This is a genomic window from Streptomyces sp. NPDC007088, from assembly GCF_042869355.1.
GTDB lineage: Bacteria > Actinomycetota > Actinomycetes > Streptomycetales > Streptomycetaceae > Streptomyces.
On record NZ_JBIAFO010000001.1, the window covers coordinates 209,671 to 231,069 of the forward strand.

Consider the following 21,399-nt stretch of genomic DNA (forward strand, 5'->3'; position numbering starts at 1 on the left):
CGTTACTTCGTGCGCCGTTACTTCGGTGAGTCGTCCTCGCCGATGTGGTGGACGCGGACCAGATTGGTGGAGCCGGCGACTCCGGGCGGGGAGCCGGCGGTGATGACGACGACGTCGCCCTTCTGGCAGTGGCCGAGTTTGAGCAGCATCTCGTCGACCTGATCGACCATCGCGTCGGTGGACTCGACGTGCGGGCCGAGGAAGGTCACCACGCCCCAGGAGAGGGTGAGCTGGGCGTAGGTCGCCTTGTCGGGGGTGAAGGCGAGGAGCGGGATCGGGGAGCGGTAGCGGGAGAGGCGCCGGACGGTGTCGCCGGACTGGGTGAAGGCGACGAGGTACTTGGCGCCGAGGAAGTCGCCCATCTCGGCGGCGGCGCGGGCGACGGCGCCGCCCTGGGTGCGGGGCTTGTCGCGGTCGGTGAGGGGCGGGAGGCCCTGGGCGAGGATGTCCTCCTCGGCGGCCTCGACGATGCGTCCCATGGTCTGGACGGTCTGGACGGCGTATTTGCCGACGCTGGTCTCGCCGGAGAGCATGACGGCGTCGGTGCCGTCGATGACGGCGTTGGCGACGTCGCTGGCCTCGGCGCGGGTGGGGCGGGAGTTCTCGATCATCGAGTCGAGCATCTGGGTGGCGACGATGACCGGTTTGGCGTTGCGCCTGGCGAGTTTGATGGCGCGCTTCTGGACGATGGGGACCTGTTCGAGGGGCATTTCGACGCCGAGGTCGCCGCGGGCGACCATGATGCCGTCGAAGGCGTCGACGATGTCGGCGATGTTCTGGACGGCCTGGGGTTTCTCGACCTTGGCGATGACGGGCAGGCGGCGGTTCTCCTCGCGCATGACGCGGTGGACGTCGTTGATGTCGCGGCCGCTGCGGACGAAGGAGAGGGCGATGGCGTCGGCGCCGGTGCGCAGGGCCCAGCGGAGGTCTTCGACGTCCTTTTCCGAGAGGGCGGGGACGGAGACGGCGACGCCGGGGAGGTTGAGGCCCTTGTTGTCGGAGACCATGCCGCCTTCGACGACGGTGGTGATGACGCGGGGGCCTTCGACGGCGGCGACTTCGAGGCTGACCTTGCCGTCGTCGACGAGGATGCGTTCGCCCTGGGTGACGTCGGCGGCGAGGCCGGCGTAGGTGGTTCCGCACTGGTGGCGGTCGCCTTGGACGCCTTCTTCGACGGTGATGGTGAAGGTGTCTCCGCGTTCAAGGAGTACGGGGCCTTCTTTGAAGCGGCCGAGGCGGATCTTCGGGCCTTGAAGGTCGGCGAGGATGCCGACGCTGCGGCCGGTTTCCTCGGCGGCTTCGCGCACGCGGTGGTAGCGCTCCTCGTGTTCGGCGTAGCTGCCGTGGCTGAGGTTGAGGCGGGCTACGTCCATTCCGGCTTCGACCAGGGCTTTGATCTGGTCGTAGGAGTCGGTGGCGGGGCCCAGGGTACAGACGATTTTTGCTCGGCGCATGGGTCGAGCCTAGGGCTTACCGGCGGGTAGGGGTTTAGTCGGGGGTGACTGTTCAACGTCCTTCGGGTGTAGGGAACTTGACAATTGTTGAAGTGTGCGCGGGGGTGCTCCGATGAGCGCTTGCGTGGGGTGCGGGTGAGGCTGGTGGTCATCTGATGGAAACGCGGGAGGGGTGTTGTTCGGGGTGTTGCTGCGTCAGAATCTACGCGCGTTGTGTCCGTGGGGCGGTGGGGTGTTCCGGCCGTCGTGACGAGTGGTGAGGAGCTGGGTGATGGCGTTGGATCGCAGGTCGTTCCTGGGTACGTCGGCGGCGACGGGGGCGGGGGTGGCGCTGGCGGGTGCGGCGGTTTCCCCGGCGGCGGCGGCCGGGCGGGGCGGTGGGCACGGGCCGGGTCGCGGGCGGCGCTACTCGTTCTCGGTGCTGGGCACGACGGATCTGCACGGCAATGCGTTGAACTGGGATTATTTCACCGATAAGGAGTACGACGACGCTCAGCACAATGACGTGGGGCTCGCGAAGATCTCCACGTTGGTGGAGCGGGTGCGTGCGGAGCGGGGCCGGCACAACACGCTGTTGATCGACGCGGGCGACACGATCCAGGGCACGCAGTTGTCGTACTACTACGCGCGGGTGGACCCGATCACGGCGCGGCGTGGTCCGGTGCATCCGATGGCGAAGGCGATGAACGCGATCGGTTATGACGCGGCGGCGCTGGGCAACCACGAGTTCAATTACGGCATCGAGGTGCTGCGGAAGTTCGAGGAGCAGTGTGATTTCCCGCTGCTGGGGGCGAACGCGGTGGACGCGAAGTCCTTGAAGCCGGCGTTCCGGCCGTATGTGATGAAGCGCTTGCGGACTCCGTACGGCCGGGATGTGCGGGTGGCGGTGCTGGGGCTGACGAATCCGGGGATCGCGATCTGGGACAAGGCGAACGTGCAGGGGAGGCTGGCGTTCCCGGGGCTGGAGGAGCAGGCGGCGAAGTGGGTGCCGAGGCTGCGGTCGATGGGTGCGGACGTGGTGCTGGTGGCGGCGCATTCGGGGGCGGACGGTTCTTCGTCCTGGGGTGATCAGTTGCCGTATGTGGAGAACGCGGCGGCCCTGGTGGCGGAGCGGGTGCCGGGGATCGACGCGATTCTGGTGGGGCACGCGCACGTGGAGATTCCGGAGCGCCGGGTGACGAACAAGGAGTCGGGGCGGCAGGTCGTGCTGTCGGAGCCGTTGAAGTGGGGTGAGCGGCTGACGGTGTTCGACTTCGATCTGGTGCTGGAGCGGGGTCGCTGGTCGGTGGAGCGGGCGGGTTCGCGGGTGCTGAACTCGAACGCGGTGGAGGAGGACCGGCGGATCACGCGCTTGTTGTCGGGGGAGCACAAGAAGGTCGTGGCGTATGTGAATCAGGTGATCGGTACCTCGGTGGTGGCGATGGACACCGTGGAGGGGGCGTACAAGGACGTTCCGCTGATCGACCTGATCAATCATGTGCAGGCGCAGACCGTGCGGGAGGCGCTCGCGGGTGGGGAGTTCGCCTCGTTGCCGGTGTTGTCGCAGGCTTCGTGTTTCTCGCGGACGGCGGTGGTTCCGGCGGGTGAGGTGACGATCCGGGACGCGGCGGGTCTGTACACCTTCGAGAACACTCTGGAGGCGCGTCTGATCACGGGTGCGCAGTTGAAGGACTACCTGGAGTTCTCGGCGAAGTATTTCGTGCGGACGGCGGTGGGGGCGCCGGTGGATGTGGCGAAGCTGACGAACGCGGACGGGACGCCGGACTACAACTACGACGCGGTGTCGGGGGTGACGTACGACATCGACGTGTCGCGGCCGGTGGGTTCGCGGATCGTGGGTCTGTCGTTCGGGGGGACGCCGGTTCAGGGGTCGGCGCAGTTCGTACTGGCGGTGAACAACTACCGGGCGAGTGGTGGGGGGAACTTCCCGCATGTGGCGCAGGCGCGGCAGGTGTGGGCGGATTCCGACGAGATCCGGAACACGATCATCGGGTGGGTGCGGGCGGCGGGTTCGATCGATCCGGCTGTCTTCGCCTCGGTGGACTGGCGGTTGACGCGGGAGGGTGTGCCCCTGTTCTGAGCGTCGGGTGGTGTGCGGCGGCCCCGTGGGTTCTCCTGCGGGGCCGCTGTCGTGTTCCGGCGCGGTGGGTGGGGTCAGCGTTGTTCGGTGAGGCGGATGACGGTGGCGGGGTGGGGCTGGGGGCGGGGCTGGTCGGGGGTGAGGCCGAAGGTGGTGAAGGCGGTGCGGCTGGGGAGGGGGTAGGGGGTGGCGCGGGTGAGGTGGTTGAGGATGGTGGCGCTGCGCCAGGCGGCGAGGCCGAGGTCGGGGGCGCCTACTCCGTGGGTGTGACGTTCGGCGTTCTGGACGTAGACGTGGGAGCCGGTGTCGCTGATGGCGGGGTCGAGGGTGAGGCGGTAGTGCTCGTCGATCCGGGGGCGGTGGGCGGTGTCGCGGTGGAGGTAGGGGTCAAGGCCGGCGAGGAGCTGGTCGAGGGGGCGTTCGCGGTAGCCGGTGGCGAGGACGACGGCGTCGGTGGCGAGGCGGGAGCGGGTGCCTTGTTGGCGGTGTTCGAGGTGGAGTTCGATGCGGCTGGTGGCGACGCGGCCCGCGGTGCGGACGGTGACGCCGGGGGTGAGGGTGGTGTCGGGCCAGCCGCCGTGGAGGGTGCGGCGGTAGAGCTCCTCGTGGATGGCGGTGAGGGTGTCGGTGTCGATGCCTTTGTGGAGTTGCCACTGTTGGGGCAGGAGGGCGTCTCTGGTGGTTTCGGGGAGGTGGTGGAAGTAGCGGGTGTAGTCGGGGGTGAAGTGTTCGAGGCCGAGTTTGGAGTACTCCATGGGGGCGAAGGCGGGGGTGCGGGCGAGCCAGGTGATCTTCTCGTGGCCGGGGGGCCGGTGGCGGAGGAGGTCGAGGTAGATCTCGGCGCCGGACTGTCCTGAGCCGATGACGGTGATGTGGCCTGCGGCGAGGAGGCGTTCGCGGTGGGCGAGGTAGTCGGCGGAGTGGACGACGGGGACGGTGGGGGCTTCGGCGAGGGGGCGCAGGGGTTCGGGGACGTAGGGGGCGGTGCCGATGCCGAGGGCGAGGTTGCGGGTGTAGGCGCGGCCGAGGGCTTCGGCTTCTCCTTCGTGGTCGGTCTGGGTGTAGTCGACTTCGAAGAGGTGGCGTTCGGTGTTCCAGCGGACGGCGTCGACCTGATGGCCGAAGTGGAGGCCGGGGAGGTTGTCGCTGACCCAGCGGCAGTAGGCGTCGTATTCGGCGCGCTGGATGTGGAAGCGCTCGGCGAAGTAGAAGGGGTAGAGGCGGTCGCGGGTGCGCAGGTAGCTGAGGAAGGACCAGGGGTTGGCGGGGTCGGCGAGGGTGACGAGGTCGGCGAGGAAGGGGACTTGGAGGGTGCTGCCTTCGATGAGCTGGCCGGGGTGCCAGTGGAAGGCGGCTTGTTGTTCGTAGAAGGCGGTGCGCAGGGGCGGGGTGGTGGCGGGGAGGGTGTGGGCGAGGGCGGCGAGGGAGAGGTTGAAGGGGCCGATGCCGATGCCGACGAGGTCGTGGGGGGTGTCGGTGTCGTGGGGCGGCGTGGGCCGGGGTGAGTGGGCGGGTGTGGGGTGGTGCGGGGTTTCGGGGGTGGGGCGGGGTGCGGTGGTCATCGGTCGAGGTGTCCTTCCACCAGGGTGAGCAGGGCGGTGAGGTCGGCGGTGGTGGTGTGGGGGTTGAGGAGGGTGGCTTTGAGCCAGAGGCGGCCGTCGAGGTGGGCGCGGCCGAGGACGGCGGTGCCTTCGTGCAGGAGGCTGCGGCGCAGGTGGGCGACGGTGCGGTCCTCGCTGTGGGTGGGGCGGAAGAGGACGGTGCTGATGGTGGGGCGGGAGTGGAGTTCGAGGCGGGGGTGGGCGGTGACGAGGTCGGCGAGGGTGTGGGCCTGGGCGCAGACGGTGTCGATGAGCTGGGCGAGTCCGGTGCGGCCGAGGGTGCGGAGGGTGACGGCGATTTTGAGGATGTCGGGGCGCCGGGTGGTGCGCAGGGAGCGGCCGAGGAGGTCGGGGATGCCGGCTTGGGTGTCGTCGTCGGCGTTGAGGTAGTCGGCCTGGTGGTTGAGGGGGGCGAGGTCGGTGGGCTCGCGCAGGGTGAGGAGTCCGGCGGCGACGGGCTGCCAGCCGAGTTTGTGGAGGTCGAGGCTGACGGTGTGGGCGCGGTCGAGGCCGTCGAGGAGGGGGCGGTGGGTGGGGCTGAAGAGGAGGGTTCCGCCGTAGGCGGCGTCGATGTGGAGGCGGGCGCCGTGGTGGGCGCACAGGTCGGCGAGGGCGGGGAGGGGGTCGATGAGTCCGGCGTCGGTGGTGCCGGCGGTGGCGGTGACGAGGACGGGGTGTCCGGTGTGGTCCTGGAGGGCGTGGTGGAGCGTGGTGGGGTCGAGGACGCCGCGGGGGGTGGGCAGGGGCGGGGTGGCGGGGAGGCCGAGGAGCCAGGCGGCGCGGGGGACGCTGTGGTGGGCGTTGGCGCCGTGCAGGAGGCGCAGGGGCCGGTCGGGGGTGGTTTTCTCGCGGGCGAGGAGGGCGGCGAGCTGGTTGGCCTCGGTGGCGCCGGTGGTGACGAGGGCGTCGGGCCGGGGGGTGCCGGGGTGCTGGGGGTGGCCGTGGACTTCGGTGGCGAGGGTGTGGGTGACGAGTTGTTCGAGGGCGGTGGCGGCGGGGGCCTGGTCCCAGGAGTCGAGGGAGGGGTTGAGGGCGCTGGCGGCGAGGTCGGCGGCGGTGGCGACGGCGAGGGGTGGGCAGTGCAGGTGGGCGGCGCAGTGGGGGTGGGCGGGGTCGGCGGCGCCGTGGGTGAGGGCGGTGACGAGGGTGTGCAGGACGGTGTGGGGGTCGCTGCCGGTGTCGGGGAGGACGGGGTCGGTGGCGCTGCGGGTGCGGGTGGCGGTGCGGGTGGGTCCGCCGGCGGGGAGGGGGCCTCGGCGTTGCGCGGCGCCTTCGGCGAGGGCGGTGAGGACGGTGTCGAGGAGGGGGCGCAGGGCGTCGGGCCCGTTCGGTCCGCCGGCGAGGGGTGGTGGGGCGGTCATGGGCTGGTCCTTCCGCTGCGCTCGGGGTGGGGCGGCCGTCTGTTCGGAGTGTTGACGGGGGCGGCCCGGTAAGCCCAACGACTGGGACCCGAAAGGGGTATGGGGGTGAGGTGAACCGGCGGCGGGGGCGCCAGTTCTGGTATGGGGGCGGTCCCGCGCGGAGCCCGGAGCCCGGAGCCCGGAGCCCGGAGCCCGGGGGCCGGGGGCCGGGGGCCGGGGCCCGGGGGCTGGGGCTGGAGGCGCGGGGCCGAGGGGCGCAGGACCCGGCAGATGGCGGGCTGGCGGGCGTTCGCCGTCGTCGTCGCGGCGGCCGGTAAGCCCCCGCCGTCGTCCTCGCGGCGGGCCGGTCATGCGCGACGCCGGGCGGGCCGGTGGGGTGCCGGCCCGCCCGGCGTCGGGGCGGTGCTGTCCGGGTCGCGGTGGGCGGGGTGCCGGGTCAGGCGTTTTCGCGTACGCGCAGGGCTCGTTCGAGGTCGTCGAGCTGGTCGGCGAGTCCTCGGGCGAGGGCGGGGGTGGCGGTGTCCGCGGCGAGGCAGGCGCGGCCGAGGCGGAGGGTTTCGCTGTCGACGGCGTGGCCGGGGAAGGCGTACCGGGTGGCGGCCTGGGCGATGGCGGGGCCGCGGCGCTGGGCGAGGGCGGTGGCGGCGGGGAAGTACTGGCTGACGTAGGCGGCGGTCAGTTCGTGCTGTTCGGGTTGCCAGAAGCCCTGGGCGGTGGCGGTGAACAGGTAGTTGGAGAGGGTGTCGTCCTCGAAGAGGGAGTGCCAGGCGCGGGCTTTGGCCTCGGGGTCGGGCAGGGCGGCGCGGCAGCGGGCGGCGCCTTCCTGGCCGGTGGCGCTGGGGTCCTGGTCGAGGGCGGTGGCGATGGTGGCCTCGTCGGTGGCGCCGAGGACGGCGAGGCGGGCGAGGATGCTCCAGCGCAGTTCGGGGTCGAGTTCGGGTCCGCCGGGGACGGTGTCGTTGTCGTACCAGTCCTGGAGGGTTTCGGGGCGGGTGGTGGTGCGGATGGCGGTGCGGACGGCGGTGAGGCGCAGCCCGGGGTGGTCGCCGCTCTCGGTGCGGCGCGTCAGGTCGCGGCACAGGTCGCCGAGGGTGCTGAGGGCGGCGGGGCGTGCGGCGGGGGTGGTGTAGCGGTCGGCGACCTGGCTGGTGGCGAAGGTGAGGACGCCGGAGACGACGGCGAGGTCGGTTTCGCGGGGCAGGTGGGTGCGGGCGGCGTCGAGGTACTGCTCGGGGCTGAGGTGTCCGTCGCGTACGGCGTCGCGCAGGGCGTTCCACAGGACGGCGCGGCTGAGGGGCTCGCTGACGGCCGAGAGGTGGGTGCGGGCGGTGGTCCAGGAGGGGTCGTCGAAGCGGACCTTGGCGTAGCTGAGGTCGTGGTCGTTGAGGAGGACGAGGGCGGGGGCCTGGCCGGGCAGGGTGGTGGTGGCGGGGCCCTGGGCGGGGAGGTCGAGGAGGGGGCGGGCGCGCAGGACGAGGCGGTCGGGGTCGACGGGGTCGTGGTCGTAGACGCCGACGGCGATGCGGTGGGGGCGCTGTCCCTGGTGGTCGACGGTGAGGGTGTGGCCGTCGGGGCCGGGGGTGAGGCGGGGGGTGAGGGTGTCGACTCCGGTGGTGCGCAGCCAGGCGGCGGCCCAGGCGTGGACGTCGCGGTCGGTGGCGGAGGCGAGGTTGTCGATGAAGTCGGCGAGGGTGGCGTTGGCGAACTTGTGGCGGGCGAAGTGGGTGTTGATGCCCGCGAGGAAGTCCTTCTCGCCGAGCCAGGTGACGAGTTGGCGCAGGGCGGAGGCGCCCTTGGCGTAGGAGATGCCGTCGAAGTTGAGGAGGGCGGAGGCGGTGTCGGGGACGGCGTCGGGGTCGGGGGCGACGGGGTGGGTGGAAGGGCGCTGGTCGGCGTCGTATCCCCAGGACTTGCGGGCGACGGCGAAGTCGGTCCAGGTGTCGGCGCACCAGTCGCGTACGGGTCGGCCGGGGGCGTCCTCGCGGGTGGTCTCGGTGAGGGTCTGGTAGCCCATGTACTCGGCGAAGGACTCGTTGAGCCAGATGTCGTCCCACCAGCTGAGGGTGACGAGGTCGCCGAACCACATGTGTGCCATTTCGTGGGCGACGACCATGGCGCGGGTCTGGCGTTCGGTGTCGGTGACGGCGGAGCGGTAGACGAACTCGTCGCGGAAGGTGACGAGTCCGGGGTTCTCCATGGCTCCGGCGTTGAACTCGGGGACGAACGCCTGGTCGTAGGAGTCGAAGGGGTAGGGCTCGTCGAACTTCTCGTGGTAGCGGTCGAAGCAGGCGCGGGTGATGTCGAGGAGTTCCTCGGCGTCGGTGTCGAGGTGGGGGGCGAGGGAGCGGCGGCAGTGCAGGCCGAAGGGGAGGCCGCGGTGTTCGGTGCGCACCGAGTGCCAGGGGCCGGCGGCGACGGCGACGAGGTAGGTGGAGACGAGGGGGGTGGGGGCGGCGCTCCAGTGGCCCTCGCCGTGGTGTTCGGTGATGCCGTTGGCGAGGACGGTCCAGCCTTGGGGGGCGGTGACGCCGAGGGTGAAGACGGCCTTGAGGTCGGGCTGGTCGAAGGCGGCGAAGACGCGCTGGACGTCGTTCATGAAGAGCTGGGTGTAGACGTAGCTCTCGCCGTCGGTGGGGTCGGTGAAGCGGTGCATTCCCTCGCCGGTGCGGGAGTAGCGCATCGCGGCGTGCACGGTGATCTCGTGTTCGCCGGCGCCGAGCCCGGTGAGGGGGTAGCGGTTGTCGGCGAGGGCTTCGGGGTCGAGGGGGGTGCCGTCGAGGCTGAGGGAGTGCAGGGTGGCGGGCTTGAGTTCGAGGAAGGTGTCGCCGCCGGTGCGGGCGGTGAAGCGCACGGTGGTGCGGGAGTCGAAGGTCTCCTCGCCGTGGGTGAGGTCGAGGTCGACCTGATAGTGGTGGACGTCGAGGAGGGCGGAGCGGGTGCGGGCTTCTTCGCGTGTCAGTACGGGCATGGGGACATGCTGCCGTACCCCGCACGGGGACCGTGCGGGGTGGTGAGGTGTGCTGCCGCCGGGGGGACCGGGTTCAGTCGGCGGTGGTCCCCCGGGGCTGGGTGCCGGCCTTCTCCTCGGCGATGCGTTCGTGGTGGCGGATGACCTCGGCCACGATGAAGTTGAGGAGCTTCTCGGCGAAGGCGGGGTCGAGCTTGGCGCTTTCCGCGAGGCGGCGCAGGCGGGCGATCTGTTCGGCCTCGCGGGTGGGGTCGGCCGGGGGCAGGTGGTGGATGGCCTTGAGGTGGCCGACCTGCTGGGTGGCTTTGAAGCGCTCGGCGAGCATGTGGACGACGGCGGCGTCGATGTTGTCGATGCTGTCGCGCAGCCGGAGGAGTTCGGCGCGGGCGTCGTCGGCGTTGCTGGTGGTCATGGTGGGGCAGCTTACGGGGCGGGGGCCGGGGTGTGGGGGTGCGGGTCCGTGTCGGGCGCTCCTGCGTCCGGGGTCCTGTTTGCCTTTCCGGCGCTCGCGGGGGTACCAGTCGCGGCATGGGCACGGTAAGGAGCGGTTTTCGGACAGGTGACGCGGGGGCGTTGTTCGCGGCGGTGGAGGCCGGGGACGAGGACGCGGTGCTGGGTCTGCTGCGTCGCGGGGTGTCGGCGCGCAGTGTGGACGCGCGGGGGCAGACGGCGCTGTACGCGGCGGCGGTGCGGGACGAGCCGGGGGTGGTGCGGTTGCTGCTCGCGGCGGGGGCCGATCCGGACGAGCTGAGTGGCGCCGGTGACCTGCCGTTGTGCGGGGCGGCCTGCGGTGGGCACGTGGGTGTGGTGCGGGCCTTGCTGGCGGCCGGGGCGAAGGTGGACGGGGTCGAGGAGTTCGGGTTCCGGGCGCTGGACTGGGCGGTGGCCCTGGGCTTCGCGGGGGTGGCGGAGGTGTTGCTCGCGGCGGGGGCTGATCCGGACCGGGCCGCTCCGGGGGGTGAGCGGCCTCTGGTGGTGGCCGCGGCGGGTGGCTCGTTCTCCACGGTGCGGTGTCTGCGGGCGTACGGCGCGCGGGGCGGGCGGGCGGCGCTCGCGGCGGCGTGGGCGGCCCTGTCCGGCGATGTGCGCGCGGACGCGGAGCGGGCGGCGCTGGAGGGGGCGGGCGGCGCGGGGCCGGGCGTGGAGGTCTTCGTGCGGGAGGTCGTGGAGGACGGCGGGCTGACGGTGGTCGCGGAGGCGTTCCGTGCGGGGCTGCCGGTGGGGTCGGCCGAGCGGCGTACGGGCCACGGGGCGGTGTGCACGCTGCTGGAGCGGGAGGCGGGGATCGTGACGGCGCGCGCGGAGCTGGCGGGCCGGGCGCTGCGGGACGGGGTGCGGGGCCGGGGGCTGGACAACTGGGCGCGGTCCGTCGGGGCCTTGGTGGAGCGCCGGGACGAGGAGACGTTCGCGGCGGTGGCGGCGTGGTGCGCGTGGGAGGACGAGGCGCGGCGGGCGCTGGCGGCGGACGTGCTGGCCGGGTGGGGCGAGGCGCGGGCGGTGCCGCTGCTGCGGGGGCTGGCGCGTCGTTCGCGGGAGCCGGAGCCGCTGGTGGCGGTGGCGGCTGCCCTGGCCCGGTACGGCGATCCCGCGGCGGTCCCCGAGCTGGTCGCGCTCGCGACGCGTCCCTGGGCGCGGGTGCGGGCGGCGGTGGCCGGGGCGCTGGCGGGGCGGTCGGGCGGCGTCGGGGCGCTCGTGGCGTTGGCGCGGGACCCGGTGACGGAGGTGCGGGAGCGGGCGGCGGAGGCTCTGCGGGACCCGGTGGAGCCGGCCGCGCGGGCGGGCGGGGTGCGGGAGGCGCTGGCGGGGCTGCTCGACGACCACTCCCCCGTGGTCCGGGCGCACGCGGCGGCGGCTCTGGCGCGTCGCGGCGACCCGCGTGCCGTACCGGTGCTCGCGGCGCTGCTCGCGGACAGCCCGCCCGGGGAGCCCGCGAGGGCGCTCGCGGTGGACGCGGTGGCCCTGGTGGCGGACGCGGGGGCGCGGCGGCGGCTGGCGGCGACGGCGGTGCGGGTGCGGGCTCTCTAGCCGGCGGGCGGCTGGGGCGAGGACGCGGCGGTGCCGCCGACCGTGGCTTCGGTCGGCGGCACCGGGGGCGGCGTCGTGCGGGCCGGCGGGGTGTCAGGGGCGGCAGCGCCTCGCGGGGTGTCCCCCGCGGGGTCCGGCGCCCGTGGACGCCCGGCGGGATTCCAGCGTCGCCCCGTGGGGCGCCCGGCGGAGCTGTCAGCGCCCCGTGGAGCGTCCCCGGCCGCCGGAGCGGGAGCGGGCCGCGCCGCCGCCGGCGCCCTGGGGCCGGCCGGAGCCGGAGGCCCCGCCTCGGCCCTGGCCGCCTCGGCCCTGGCCGCCCGCGGCGCCCCTGCGGCCGCCTTCGGCGTTGCCGCCGGTGGCGCGCGAGCCGCCCTGGCGCGCTCCGCCCGAGGAGGATGTGGTGCCCGTCCCGGTACCGGGTGCGGCGCCCTGGGCGCCGGCCGGCCTGCGGCGGCGCCGGCCGCGCGAGGAAGAGGAGGAGCCACCGGTCCGGGACGGGCCGGCGCCCTCGTTCTGGTTCTGCGCGGTCGGCTGCACCGGGACCTCCAGGACGACGGGGACGCCGGAGGGCTCCCGCGCCCCGGTGATCCGGGCGAGTTCGGGGTCGGTGGAGGCGACCCGGGCGGTGTGCGGGGTGATGCCGGCCGCCACCATGAGGCGGGACATCTCGCGCTTCTGCTCGGGCAGGACGAGGGTCACGACGCTGCCGGACTCGCCGGCGCGGGCGGTGCGCCCGCCCCGGTGCAGGTAGTCCTTGTGGTCCATCGGCGGGTCGACGTTGACGACCAGATCGAGGTCGTCGACGTGGATGCCGCGGGCCGCGACGTTCGTCGCGACCAGGGCGGTGACCTGGCCGTTCTTGAACTGGTCGAGGGTGCGGTTGCGCTGCGGCTGGGAGCGTCCGCCGTGCAGGGCGGCGGCCTTGACGCCGTCCGCGAGCAGGCGCTTGGCGAGGCGGTCGGCGCCCCGCTTGGTGTCGATGAAGAGGATCACCCGGCCCTCGCGGGCGGCGATGCGGTGGGTGACGGCCTTCTTCTCGGTCTCGTCGGCGAGGTGCAGCAGGTGGTGCTCCATCGTCGTGACGGCGCCCGCCGAGGGGTCGACGGAGTGCACGACGGGGTCGGTCAGGAACTGCTTCACGAGCCGGTCGATGTTGCGGTCCAGCGTCGCGGAGAACAGCATGCGCTGGCCGTCCGGCTCGACCTGCTGGAGCAGCCGGGTGACCTGCGGGAGGAAGCCCATGTCGGCCATCTGGTCGGCCTCGTCGAGGACGGTGACCGCGACGTTCTCCAGGGTGCAGTCGCCCCGGTCGAGGAGGTCCTTGAGGCGGCCGGGGGTCGCGACGACGATCTCGGCGCCGCGGCGCAGCGCGCCGGCCTGCTTGCCGATCGACAGTCCGCCGACCACGGTCGTCAGGTGCAGGCCCAGGGCGTCCGCGTACGGGGTGAGGGCGTCGGTGACCTGCTGGGCGAGTTCCCGGGTGGGGACGAGTACGAGGCCGAGCGGGGCGCGCGGGGCGGCCTTGCGGCCGGCGGTGCGGGCGAGCAGGGCCAGGCCGAAGGCGAGGGTCTTCCCGGAGCCGGTGCGGCCCCGGCCGAGGATGTCGCGTCCGGCCAGGGAGTTGGGCAGGGTCGCCGACTGGATCGGGAAGGGGGTGCTGACGCCCTGTTCCGCGAGGGTCTTCAGGAGGCCCTCGGGCATGTCGAGGTCCTCGAAGGCCGGGGCGGGCGGCAGCGCCGGGGTGAGGGTCTGGGGCGGGGTGAAGTCGCCCTGCGGGGCGGCGGCGGGCCTGCGGGCAGCGCCGGCGCGGTTGCCGGCGGAGGCCTTGCGCGGGGCGCCGCCGGTGCGGCGGGCGGGCGCGGCGTCGCCGGAGGTCGTACCCGTACGACCGGAGCGGGAGCGGCCACGGGCCGGGCGGGCGGAGTCGCGCGCCGGGCGGGCGGGCTCCTGAGAGCTGGTCATGGGGTGTGCCTTCCTGGAGACAGCAGACGACCGGGGCCCGCACCTGCCGGTGCGGGCCCCGGTCGCGAGGTTCGCGGCCTGCGAGGGTCAGGCGGGAACGATGTTCTCCGCCTGGAGGCCCTTCTGGCCCTGGGTGACCTCGAAGGACACCTTCTGGCCCTCCTGGAGCTCACGGAAGCCCGAGGACGCGATGTTGGAGTAGTGAGCGAAGACGTCGGGGCCGCCGCCGTCCTGCTCGATGAAGCCGAAGCCCTTTTCGCTGTTGAACCACTTCACGGTTCCGGTGGCCATGTCGTTCTCCTTTGATGAGACGGAGCGGTGCACACACCTCGTGTACACCGTGTCGCACCATGAGCCCCATCCGGTTAACCGGAACAAAACAAACAATGCGCCCGACGAAGCATTCCGTCAGGCGCACATAAGAAGTTCTATGGGTACCAAAACTGCAACTCCGCCAGCCTAACACGACGGTTTTGGATGTGCCGGGTGGGACGCGCCACACCTGGCCGGCGTGTCGTTCCGGGGCTCGCCGGGTGGCCCGGGACGCGCCACGGCGCCTGCCGTCCTTGGTCGGGGACGGGGCAGGCGCCGCGTTCAGTTCCGTACGCCTTTGTACGGGACGTGTGGGTGGTACGGGTCAGACCGCCAGGGAGCGGTCGGTGGGACGGATCGGGGCGGGCAGGGCGCTGGCCCCGGTGAGGTAGGCGTCCACGTTACGGGCGGCGGAGCGGCCCTCGGCGATGGCCCACACGATGAGGGACTGGCCGCGGCCGGCGTCACCGGCGACGAAGACGCCCGGGACGCTGGTCTCGAAGTGCTCGTCGCGGGCGACGTTGCCGCGCGCGTCGAGGTCCACGCCGAACTGCTCGGCGAGGCCGCCGGACTGGTCGATGCCGGTGAAGCCCATCGCGAGGGTCACGAGCTGCGCGGGGATGCTCCGCTCGGTGCCCGGCTTCTGCGTGAGCTTGCCGTCCACGAACTCGACCTCGGTGAGGTGCAGGGACTGGACGTTGCCGTCCTCGTCGCCCTCGAAGTGGGTGGTGGAGGCGGAGTAGATCCGCTCGCCGCCCTCCTCGTGCGCGGAGGTGACCTTGTAGAGCAGCGGGAAGGTCGGCCAGGGCTGGGTGACCGGGTGCCGCTCGGCGCCGGGCTGCGGCATGATCTCCAGCTGCGTGACGGAGGCGGCGCCCTGCCGGTGGGCGGTGCCGACGCAGTCGGCGCCGGTGTCGCCGCCGCCGATGACGACGACGTGCTTGCCCTCCGCGGAGATCGGGGAGGTGACGTAGTCGCCCTCCTGGACCTTGTTGGACAGCGGCAGGTACTCCATCGCGAAGTGGATGCCGTTCAGCTCGCGGCCGGGGACCGGCAGATCGCGGGAGACGGTGGACCCGGCGGCGATGACCACGGCGTCGTAGCGCTTGCGCAGCTTCGCCGCGTCGATGTCGCGGCCGATCTCGACCCCGGTGCGGAACTTGGTGCCCTCCGCGCGCATCTGCTCGATACGGCGGTTGATGTGCCGCTTCTCCATCTTGAACTCGGGGATGCCGTACCGCAGGAGCCCGCCGATGCGGTCGGCGCGCTCGTAGACGGCGACGGTGTGCCCGGCCCGGGTCAGCTGCTGGGCGGCGGCCAGTCCGGCCGGTCCCGAGCCGATGACGGCGACGGTCTTGCCGGACAGGCGCTCGGGGATGCTCGGCGTGACGTCACCGGTCTCCCACGCCTTGTCGATGATGGAGACCTCGACGTTCTTGATCGTGACCGGCTGCTGGTTGATGCCGAGCACGCAGGCCGACTCGCAGGGCGCGGGGCACAGCCGCCCGGTGAACTCGGGGAAGTTGTTCGTCGCGTGCAGCCGTTCGGAGGCGGCGGACCAGTCCTCGCGGTAGGCGTAGTCGTTCCACTCGGGGATGAGGTTGCCCAGCGGACAGCCCTGGTGACAGAACGGGATGCCGCAGTCCATGCAGCGGGACGCCTGGGTCGAGATGATCGGCAGCAGCGAGCCGGGGACGTAGACCTCGTTCCAGTCCTGCACGCGTTCGCCGACGGGACGGGTCTTGGCGACCTCGCGTCCGTGGGTGAGGAAGCCCTTGGGGTCAGCCATTGGTCGCCGCCTCCATCATCTTGTTCTGGGTCTCGTTCTCCGAGAGCCCGGCCCGCTCGGCGGCGTCCTTGGCGGCGAGCACGGCCTGGTACGTACGGGGGATGATCTTGCTGAAGCGCGTCACGGCGGCGTCCCAGTCGGCGAGGAGCTTCTCGGCGACGGTGGAGCCGGTCTCCTCCTGGTGGCGGCGCACCACGTCGTGCAGCCAGGCGGTGTCGGCCTCGTCGAGCACGTCGGTGACGGATTCGAGGTTACCGGCGTTGACGTGGGAGCGGTCGAGGTCGATGACGTAGGCGATGCCGCCGGACATGCCGGCCGCGAAGTTGCGTCCGGTCTCGCCGAGGACGACGGCCTGGCCGCCGGTCATGTACTCGCAGCCGTGGTCGCCGACGCCCTCGGCGACGACGGTGGCGCCGGAGTTGCGGACGCAGAAGCGTTCGCCGACCCGGCCGCGCAGGAACAGTTCGCCGCCGGTCGCGCCGTAGGCGAGGGTGTTGCCCGCGATGGTGGAGTACTCGGCGAGGTGGTCGGCGCCCCGGTCGGGGCGGACCACGACGCGGCCGCCGGACAGGCCCTTGCCGACGTAGTCGTTGGCGTCGCCCTCCAGGCGCAGCGTGACGCCGCGCGGGAGGAAGGCGCCGAAGGACTGGCCGGCCGAGCCGGTGAAGGTGATGTCGACGGTGTTCTCGGGCAGTCCGGCGCCGCCGAACTTCCGGGTCACCTCGTGGCCGAGCATCGTGCCGACGGTGCGGTTGATGTTGCGGATGGCGACCTGGGCGCGCACCGGCTGGGCCTCCTCGGGGGAGGCGGCGTGCAGGGCGTCGGCGGCGAGCCTGATCAGCTCGTTGTCGAGGGCCTTGCTCAGGCCGTGGTCCTGCTCGGTGACGCGGTGGCGCACCCCGCCCTCGGGCAGCTCGGGCACGTGGAAGAGCGGGGCGAGGTCGAGGCCCTGCGCCTTCCAGTGGTCGACGGCGCGCGAGGTGTCGAGGACCTCGGCGCGGCCCACGGCCTCCTCGATGGAGCGGAAGCCGAGGTCGGCGAGGAGCTGGCGGACCTCCTCCGCGATGAACTCGAAGAAGTTGACGACGAACTCGGCCTTGCCGGCGAAGCGTTCGCGCAGCACCGGGTTCTGGGTGGCGATCCCGACGGGGCAGGTGTCGAGGTGGCAGACGCGCATCATGACGCAGCCGGACACGACGAGGGGGGCGGTCGCGAAACCGAACTCCTCGGCGCCCAGCAGCGCGGCGATGACGACGTCGCGGCCGGTCTTGAGCTGTCCGTCGGTCTGGACGACGATGCGGTCGCGCAGCCCGTTGAGCAGCAGGGTCTGCTGGGTCTCGGCGAGGCCGAGTTCCCAGGGGCCGCCCGCGTGCTTGAGGGAGGTGAGGGGGGAGGCGCCGGTGCCGCCGTCGTGGCCGGAGACCAGGACGACGTCGGCGTGCGCCTTGGACACCCCGGCGGCGACGGTGCCGACGCCGACCTCGGAGACCAGCTTGACGTGGATGCGCGCCTTGGGGTTGGCGTTCTTCAGGTCGTGGATGAGCTGGGCGAGGTCCTCGATGGAGTAGATGTCGTGGTGCGGGGGCGGGGAGATGAGCCCGACACCCGGGGTGGAGTGCCGGGTCCTGGCGACCCAGGGGTAGACCTTGTGGCCGGGCAGCTGGCCGCCCTCGCCGGGCTTGGCGCCCTGGGCCATCTTGATCTGGATGTCGTCGGCGTTGACGAGGTACTCGCTGGTGACGCCGAAGCGGCCGGAGGCGACCTGCTTGATGGCGGAGCGCCGGGCCGGGTCGTAGAGGCGGTCGGGGTCCTCGCCGCCCTCACCGGTGTTCGACTTGCCGCCGAGCTGGTTCATCGCGATGGCGAGGGTCTCGTGCGCCTCCTTGGAGATGGAGCCGTACGACATGGCGCCGGTGGAGAAGCGCTTGACGATCTCGGAGACCGGCTCGACCTCCTCGACGGGGATCGCGGGGCGGTCGGAGGTGAGCCCGAACAGGCCGCGCAGCGTCATGAGCCGCTCGGACTGCTCGTTCACGCGCGCGGTGTACTGCTGGAAGATGTCGAAGCGCCGCGTGCGGGTCGCGTGCTGGAGGCGGAAGACGGTGTCCGGGTCGAACAGGTGCGGTTCGCCCTCGCGGCGCCACTGGTACTCGCCGCCGATGTCGAGCGCGCGGTGCGCGGGCGCGATGCCGGAGGCGGGGTACGCCTTGGCGTGGCGGGCGGCGACCTCCTCGGCGACGACGTCGATGCCGATGCCGCCGATCTTGGTGGTGGTCCCGGAGAAGTAGGTGTCGACGAACTCCTGGGACAGGCCGACGGCCTCGAAGACCTGCGCGCCGCGGTAGGAGGCGACGGTGGAGATGCCCATCTTGGACATCACCTTCAGGACGCCCTTGCCGAGCGAGTAGATGAGGTTGCGGATGCCTTCCTCGACGTCGAGTCCGGGCAGGAAGGTGCCGGCCCGCACGAGGTCCTCGACGGACTCCATGGCGAGGTAGGGGTTGACGGCGGCGGCGCCGTAGCCGATGAGCAGCGCGACGTGGTGGACCTCGCGCACGTCCCCGGCCTCGACGAGCAGGCCCACCTGGGAGCGCTGCTTCGTCTTGATGAGGTGGTGGTGGACGGCGGCGGTGAGCAGCAGCGAGGGGATCGGGGCGTGCTCGGCGTCGGAGTGCCGGTCGGAGAGGACGATGAGGCGGGCGCCGCCCTCGATGGCGGCGTCGGTCTCGGCGCGGATCTCCTCGATGCGCTCGGCGAGGGCGCGGCCGCCGCCGGAGACGCGGTAGAGACCGGAGAGGGTCGCCGTCGTCATCCCGGGCAGGTCGCCGTCGGCGTTGATGTGGATGAGCTTGGCCAGCTCGTCGTTGTCGATCACCGGGAAGGGCAGGGTGACGCCGCGACAGGAGGCCGCGGAGGGCTCCAGGAGGTTGCCCTGCGGGCCGAGGCTGGAGCGCAGGGAGGTGACGAGTTCCTCACGGATGGCGTCCAGCGGCGGGTTGGTGACCTGCGCGAACAGCTGTGTGAAGTAGTCGAAGAGCAGGCGGGGCTTGGCGGAGAGCGCGGCGATGGGCGAGTCGGTGCCCATCGAGCCGATGGGCTCGGCGCCGGTCTTGGCCATGGGCGCGATCAGGACGCGCAGCTCCTCCTCGGTGTAGCCGAAGGTCTGCTGGCGGCGGGTGACCGAGGCGTGGGTGTGGACGACGTGCTCGCGTTCGGGCAGGTCGGGCAGTTCGATCTCGCCGGCCTCCAGCCACTCCTGGTAGGGGTGGGCGGCGGCGAGTTCGGCCTTGATCTCGTCGTCCTCGATGATGCGGTGCTCGGCGGTGTCCACGAGGAACATGCGGCCGGGCTGGAGGCGGCCCTTGCGGACGACCTTGGAGGGGTCGATGTCGAGGACGCCGACCTCGGAACCGAGGACCACCAGTCCGTCGTCCGTCACCCAGTAGCGGCCGGGGCGCAGACCGTTGCGGTCGAGGACGGCGCCGATCTGGACGCCGTCGGTGAAGGCGACGGCGGCGGGGCCGTCCCAGGGCTCCATGAGGGAGGCGTGGTACTCGTAGAACGCGCGGCGTGCCGGGTCCATCGAGGCGTGGTTCTCCCATGCCTCGGGGATCATCATGAGCACGCTGTGCGGCAGGGAGCGGCCGCCGAGGTGGAGGAGTTCGAGGACCTCGTCGAAGGAGGCGGAGTCCGAGGCGTCCGGGGTGCAGATCGGGAAGATCCGCTCCAGGGAGTCGCCGGCGAACAGCTCGGAGGCGAGCTGGGACTCGCGGGCGCGCATCCAGTTGCGGTTGCCCTTGACGGTGTTGATCTCGCCGTTGTGGGCGATGAACCGGTAGGGGTGCGCGAGCGGCCAGCTCGGGAAGGTGTTCGTGGAGAACCGGGAGTGCACGAGCGCGATGGCGCTCGCGAAGCGGCGGTCCGAGAGGTCCGGGAAGAAGGGTTCGAGCTGGCCGGTGGTCAGCATGCCCTTGTACACGATCGTGCGGGCGGACAGCGACGGGAAGTAGACGCCCAGTTCGCGTTCGGCGCGCTTGCGCAGCACGAACGCCTTGCGGTCCAGGGCGATACCGGTCGCGGGCTCGGTGTCCGCGGCGTCGACGACGAACAGCTGGCGGAAGACGGGCATCGTGGCGCGGGCGGTGGCGCCGAGCAGCTGCGGGGCGACGGGGACCTCGCGCCAGCCGAGGACGGCGAGGCCCTCCTCGGCGGCGATCAGGCCGACGGCGTCGGCCACGTCGTCCGCGCCGTTCTCGGGCAGGAAGGCGATGCCGACCGCGTAGGCGCCGGCCTCGGGCAGGTCGAAACCGGCGACCTCGCGCAGGAAGGCGTCCGGGATCTGGGAGAGGAGACCCGCTCCGTCACCGGAGTCGGGCTCTGAGCCGGTCGCGCCGCGGTGCTCCAGGTTCTTGAGGACCGTGAGGCCCTGCTCGACCAGCGCGTGGCTCGCCTCACCGGTGAGGGTGGCCACGAAGCCGACGCCGCAGGCGTCGTGCTCGAAGCTGGGGTCGTACAGTCCCTGGGCGGCAGGGCGGGCATCCATGTGGGCCCAGGAGGTCGAGGTGACCGCGGAGCCCTGGGCCGCTGAATGCTGGGACTGCGGGCGCGGTGTACGCATCGGCTCTCCCGTCGTCGTCGTGGCATATGACATGTGCCGAGGGACGACGTTGGCCCTCTGCGAAATTTCGAGCAGGTTACATGATGGAAGCAATCCCGGAAACCGGATACTTCGTTCCATCATGCGGACAACCAAGGGGGTGCGAACCGATCGACGTGCTGGTCGGGCGAGTGGCCGTGACGGGGGCGGGCCCGGTGGGGGCCGGGTGCCGGAAGCCGGTACGGCCACGGGTGCGTGCCGTCGGCTCTGGGGCGTGCGGGCGACGTTGCCCGCGGCGCGTACGGCTCATGCCCTTCGGTCGCACTCCTGAAACCGCCGGGTAACGATTAGTTATGCGCACCCCTGTATAGGGCCTCATCCTACGGCGGCGCCGAAGAGATTGCCCAGGACGTAGGTCACACCGGCGGCGGCGCCGCCCAGCACGAGCTGGCGCAGTCCGCCGAACCACCAAGTGCGCGCCGTCACGCGGGCGACGACGGCCCCGCACAGGAAGAGCCCGGCGAGCGCGAGCAGGACCGCGGGCCACAGCGTGGTCGCGCCCAGCAGGTACGGCAGCACGGGCAGCAGCGCGCCCACGGCGAAGGACACGAACGAGGACCCGGCCGCCAGGGACGGCGAGGGCAGGTCGCCCGGGTCGACGCCGAGTTCCTCGCGGGCGTGGATCTCCAGGGCCTGCTCGGGGTCGGCGGACAACTGCCGGGCCACCTCGGCGGCGAGTTCCGGCTCGACGCCGCGCGCGACGTACAGCTCGGCGAGTTCCGCGATCTCGTCCTCGGGGTGCCTGCGCAGTTCAAGGCGTTCGACGTCGAGTTCGGCGAGGACCAGTTCACGCTGCGAGGCGACCGAGGTGTACTCGCCGGCCGCCATGGAGAAGGCCCCCGCGGCCAGTCCGGCCAGACCGGTCAGGACGACGGTGTGCGGGGCCACCGCGCCGCCCGCGACCCCGGTGATCAGCGCGAGGTTCGACACGAGCCCGTCCATCGCGCCGAAGACGGCGGGACGCAGCCAGCCGCCGGTGACGTCGCGGTGGGTGTGGTGGTCCTGGTGGCCGCCGTGGCCCTGGTCGTCCGGGTCCTTCGGGTGGCCGCGGTGCGCGAGCGGCGATCCGGTCCCCCCGGAGCCCCCGGTCCTTCCAGCGCCCTCGGTCCCCCCGGCTCCCCGGGTCTCTTCGCTCTTCAGGTGTTTCTCGGTGACGGCCATCGCGCCCGTGTTCCTCTTCTCCGCTCGCG

The 21,399-nt window shown here is 72.3% G+C and carries 12 protein-coding genes; 2 read left to right on the forward strand and 10 right to left on the reverse strand.

What is annotated here, in order from left to right:
* Positions 1 to 17: 17 nt before the first annotated feature.
* Positions 18 to 1,454 carry a pyruvate kinase gene (gene pyk / locus ACFYMP_RS00950; protein ID WP_388848345.1) on the reverse strand — a complete coding sequence of 479 codons (1,437 nt, stop codon included), beginning with the start codon at positions 1,452 to 1,454 and terminating at the stop codon, positions 18 to 20.
* A 271-nt stretch (positions 1,455 to 1,725) separates the two neighbouring features.
* Between pyk and ACFYMP_RS00955 the strand changes: the two genes are divergently transcribed.
* Entirely contained in the window at positions 1,726 to 3,534 is a 1,809-nt protein-coding gene (locus ACFYMP_RS00955) for a bifunctional metallophosphatase/5'-nucleotidase (RefSeq protein WP_388848348.1), read from the forward strand.
* A 74-nt stretch (positions 3,535 to 3,608) separates the two neighbouring features.
* Here the strand turns inward: ACFYMP_RS00955 and ACFYMP_RS00960 are convergent, their stop codons facing one another.
* The 4 genes from ACFYMP_RS00960 to ACFYMP_RS00975 form a co-directional block, all read right to left on the reverse strand.
* Positions 3,609 to 5,096, reverse strand: a complete 1,488-nt coding sequence (locus ACFYMP_RS00960) for a lysine N(6)-hydroxylase/L-ornithine N(5)-oxygenase family protein (RefSeq protein ID WP_388848351.1) — start codon at positions 5,094 to 5,096, stop codon at positions 3,609 to 3,611.
* Positions 5,093 to 6,496: a pyridoxal phosphate-dependent decarboxylase family protein gene (locus ACFYMP_RS00965; RefSeq protein WP_388848354.1), complete on the reverse strand. Its 1,404-nt coding sequence runs from the start codon at positions 6,494 to 6,496 to the stop codon at positions 5,093 to 5,095. The genes ACFYMP_RS00960 and ACFYMP_RS00965 overlap by 4 nt, the downstream gene beginning before the upstream one ends.
* Before the next feature lie 436 nt (positions 6,497 to 6,932).
* A complete protein-coding gene (gene pepN / locus ACFYMP_RS00970; RefSeq protein ID WP_388848357.1) occupies positions 6,933 to 9,464 on the reverse strand; it encodes an aminopeptidase N in 2,532 nt (843 codons plus the stop codon).
* Between the two features lie 73 nt (positions 9,465 to 9,537).
* Positions 9,538 to 9,876 carry a chorismate mutase gene (locus tag ACFYMP_RS00975; RefSeq protein WP_388848360.1) on the reverse strand — a complete coding sequence of 113 codons (339 nt, stop codon included), beginning with the start codon at positions 9,874 to 9,876 and terminating at the stop codon, positions 9,538 to 9,540.
* 161 nt (positions 9,877 to 10,037) lie between these two features.
* Between ACFYMP_RS00975 and ACFYMP_RS00980 the strand changes: the two genes are divergently transcribed.
* Positions 10,038 to 11,489, forward strand: coding sequence for an ankyrin repeat domain-containing protein (locus ACFYMP_RS00980; RefSeq protein WP_388848363.1), 1,452 nt, complete (start codon positions 10,038 to 10,040; stop codon positions 11,487 to 11,489).
* A 195-nt stretch (positions 11,490 to 11,684) separates the two neighbouring features.
* Here the strand turns inward: ACFYMP_RS00980 and ACFYMP_RS00985 are convergent, their stop codons facing one another.
* The 5 genes from ACFYMP_RS00985 to ACFYMP_RS01005 all read right to left on the reverse strand — a co-directional run bounded on the left by ACFYMP_RS00985 (position 11,685) and on the right by ACFYMP_RS01005 (position 21,370).
* Positions 11,685 to 13,451: a DEAD/DEAH box helicase gene (locus tag ACFYMP_RS00985; protein WP_388848366.1), complete on the reverse strand. Its 1,767-nt coding sequence runs from the start codon at positions 13,449 to 13,451 to the stop codon at positions 11,685 to 11,687.
* 87 nt (positions 13,452 to 13,538) lie between these two features.
* Positions 13,539 to 13,742 (reverse strand): cold-shock protein, encoded by a 204-nt coding sequence (locus ACFYMP_RS00990; protein ID WP_363145956.1) that lies wholly within the window; start codon positions 13,740 to 13,742, stop codon positions 13,539 to 13,541.
* A 346-nt stretch (positions 13,743 to 14,088) separates the two neighbouring features.
* Entirely contained in the window at positions 14,089 to 15,552 is a 1,464-nt protein-coding gene (locus ACFYMP_RS00995) for a glutamate synthase subunit beta (RefSeq protein WP_388848370.1), read from the reverse strand.
* Positions 15,545 to 20,170, reverse strand: coding sequence for a glutamate synthase large subunit (gene gltB, locus ACFYMP_RS01000; RefSeq protein ID WP_388848373.1), 4,626 nt, complete (start codon positions 20,168 to 20,170; stop codon positions 15,545 to 15,547). Before gltB ends, ACFYMP_RS00995 begins: the two co-directional genes overlap by 8 nt.
* A 354-nt stretch (positions 20,171 to 20,524) precedes the next feature.
* Positions 20,525 to 21,370 (reverse strand): VIT1/CCC1 transporter family protein, encoded by an 846-nt coding sequence (locus ACFYMP_RS01005; protein WP_388848376.1) that lies wholly within the window; start codon positions 21,368 to 21,370, stop codon positions 20,525 to 20,527.
* Positions 21,371 to 21,399: the final 29 nt, after the last annotated feature.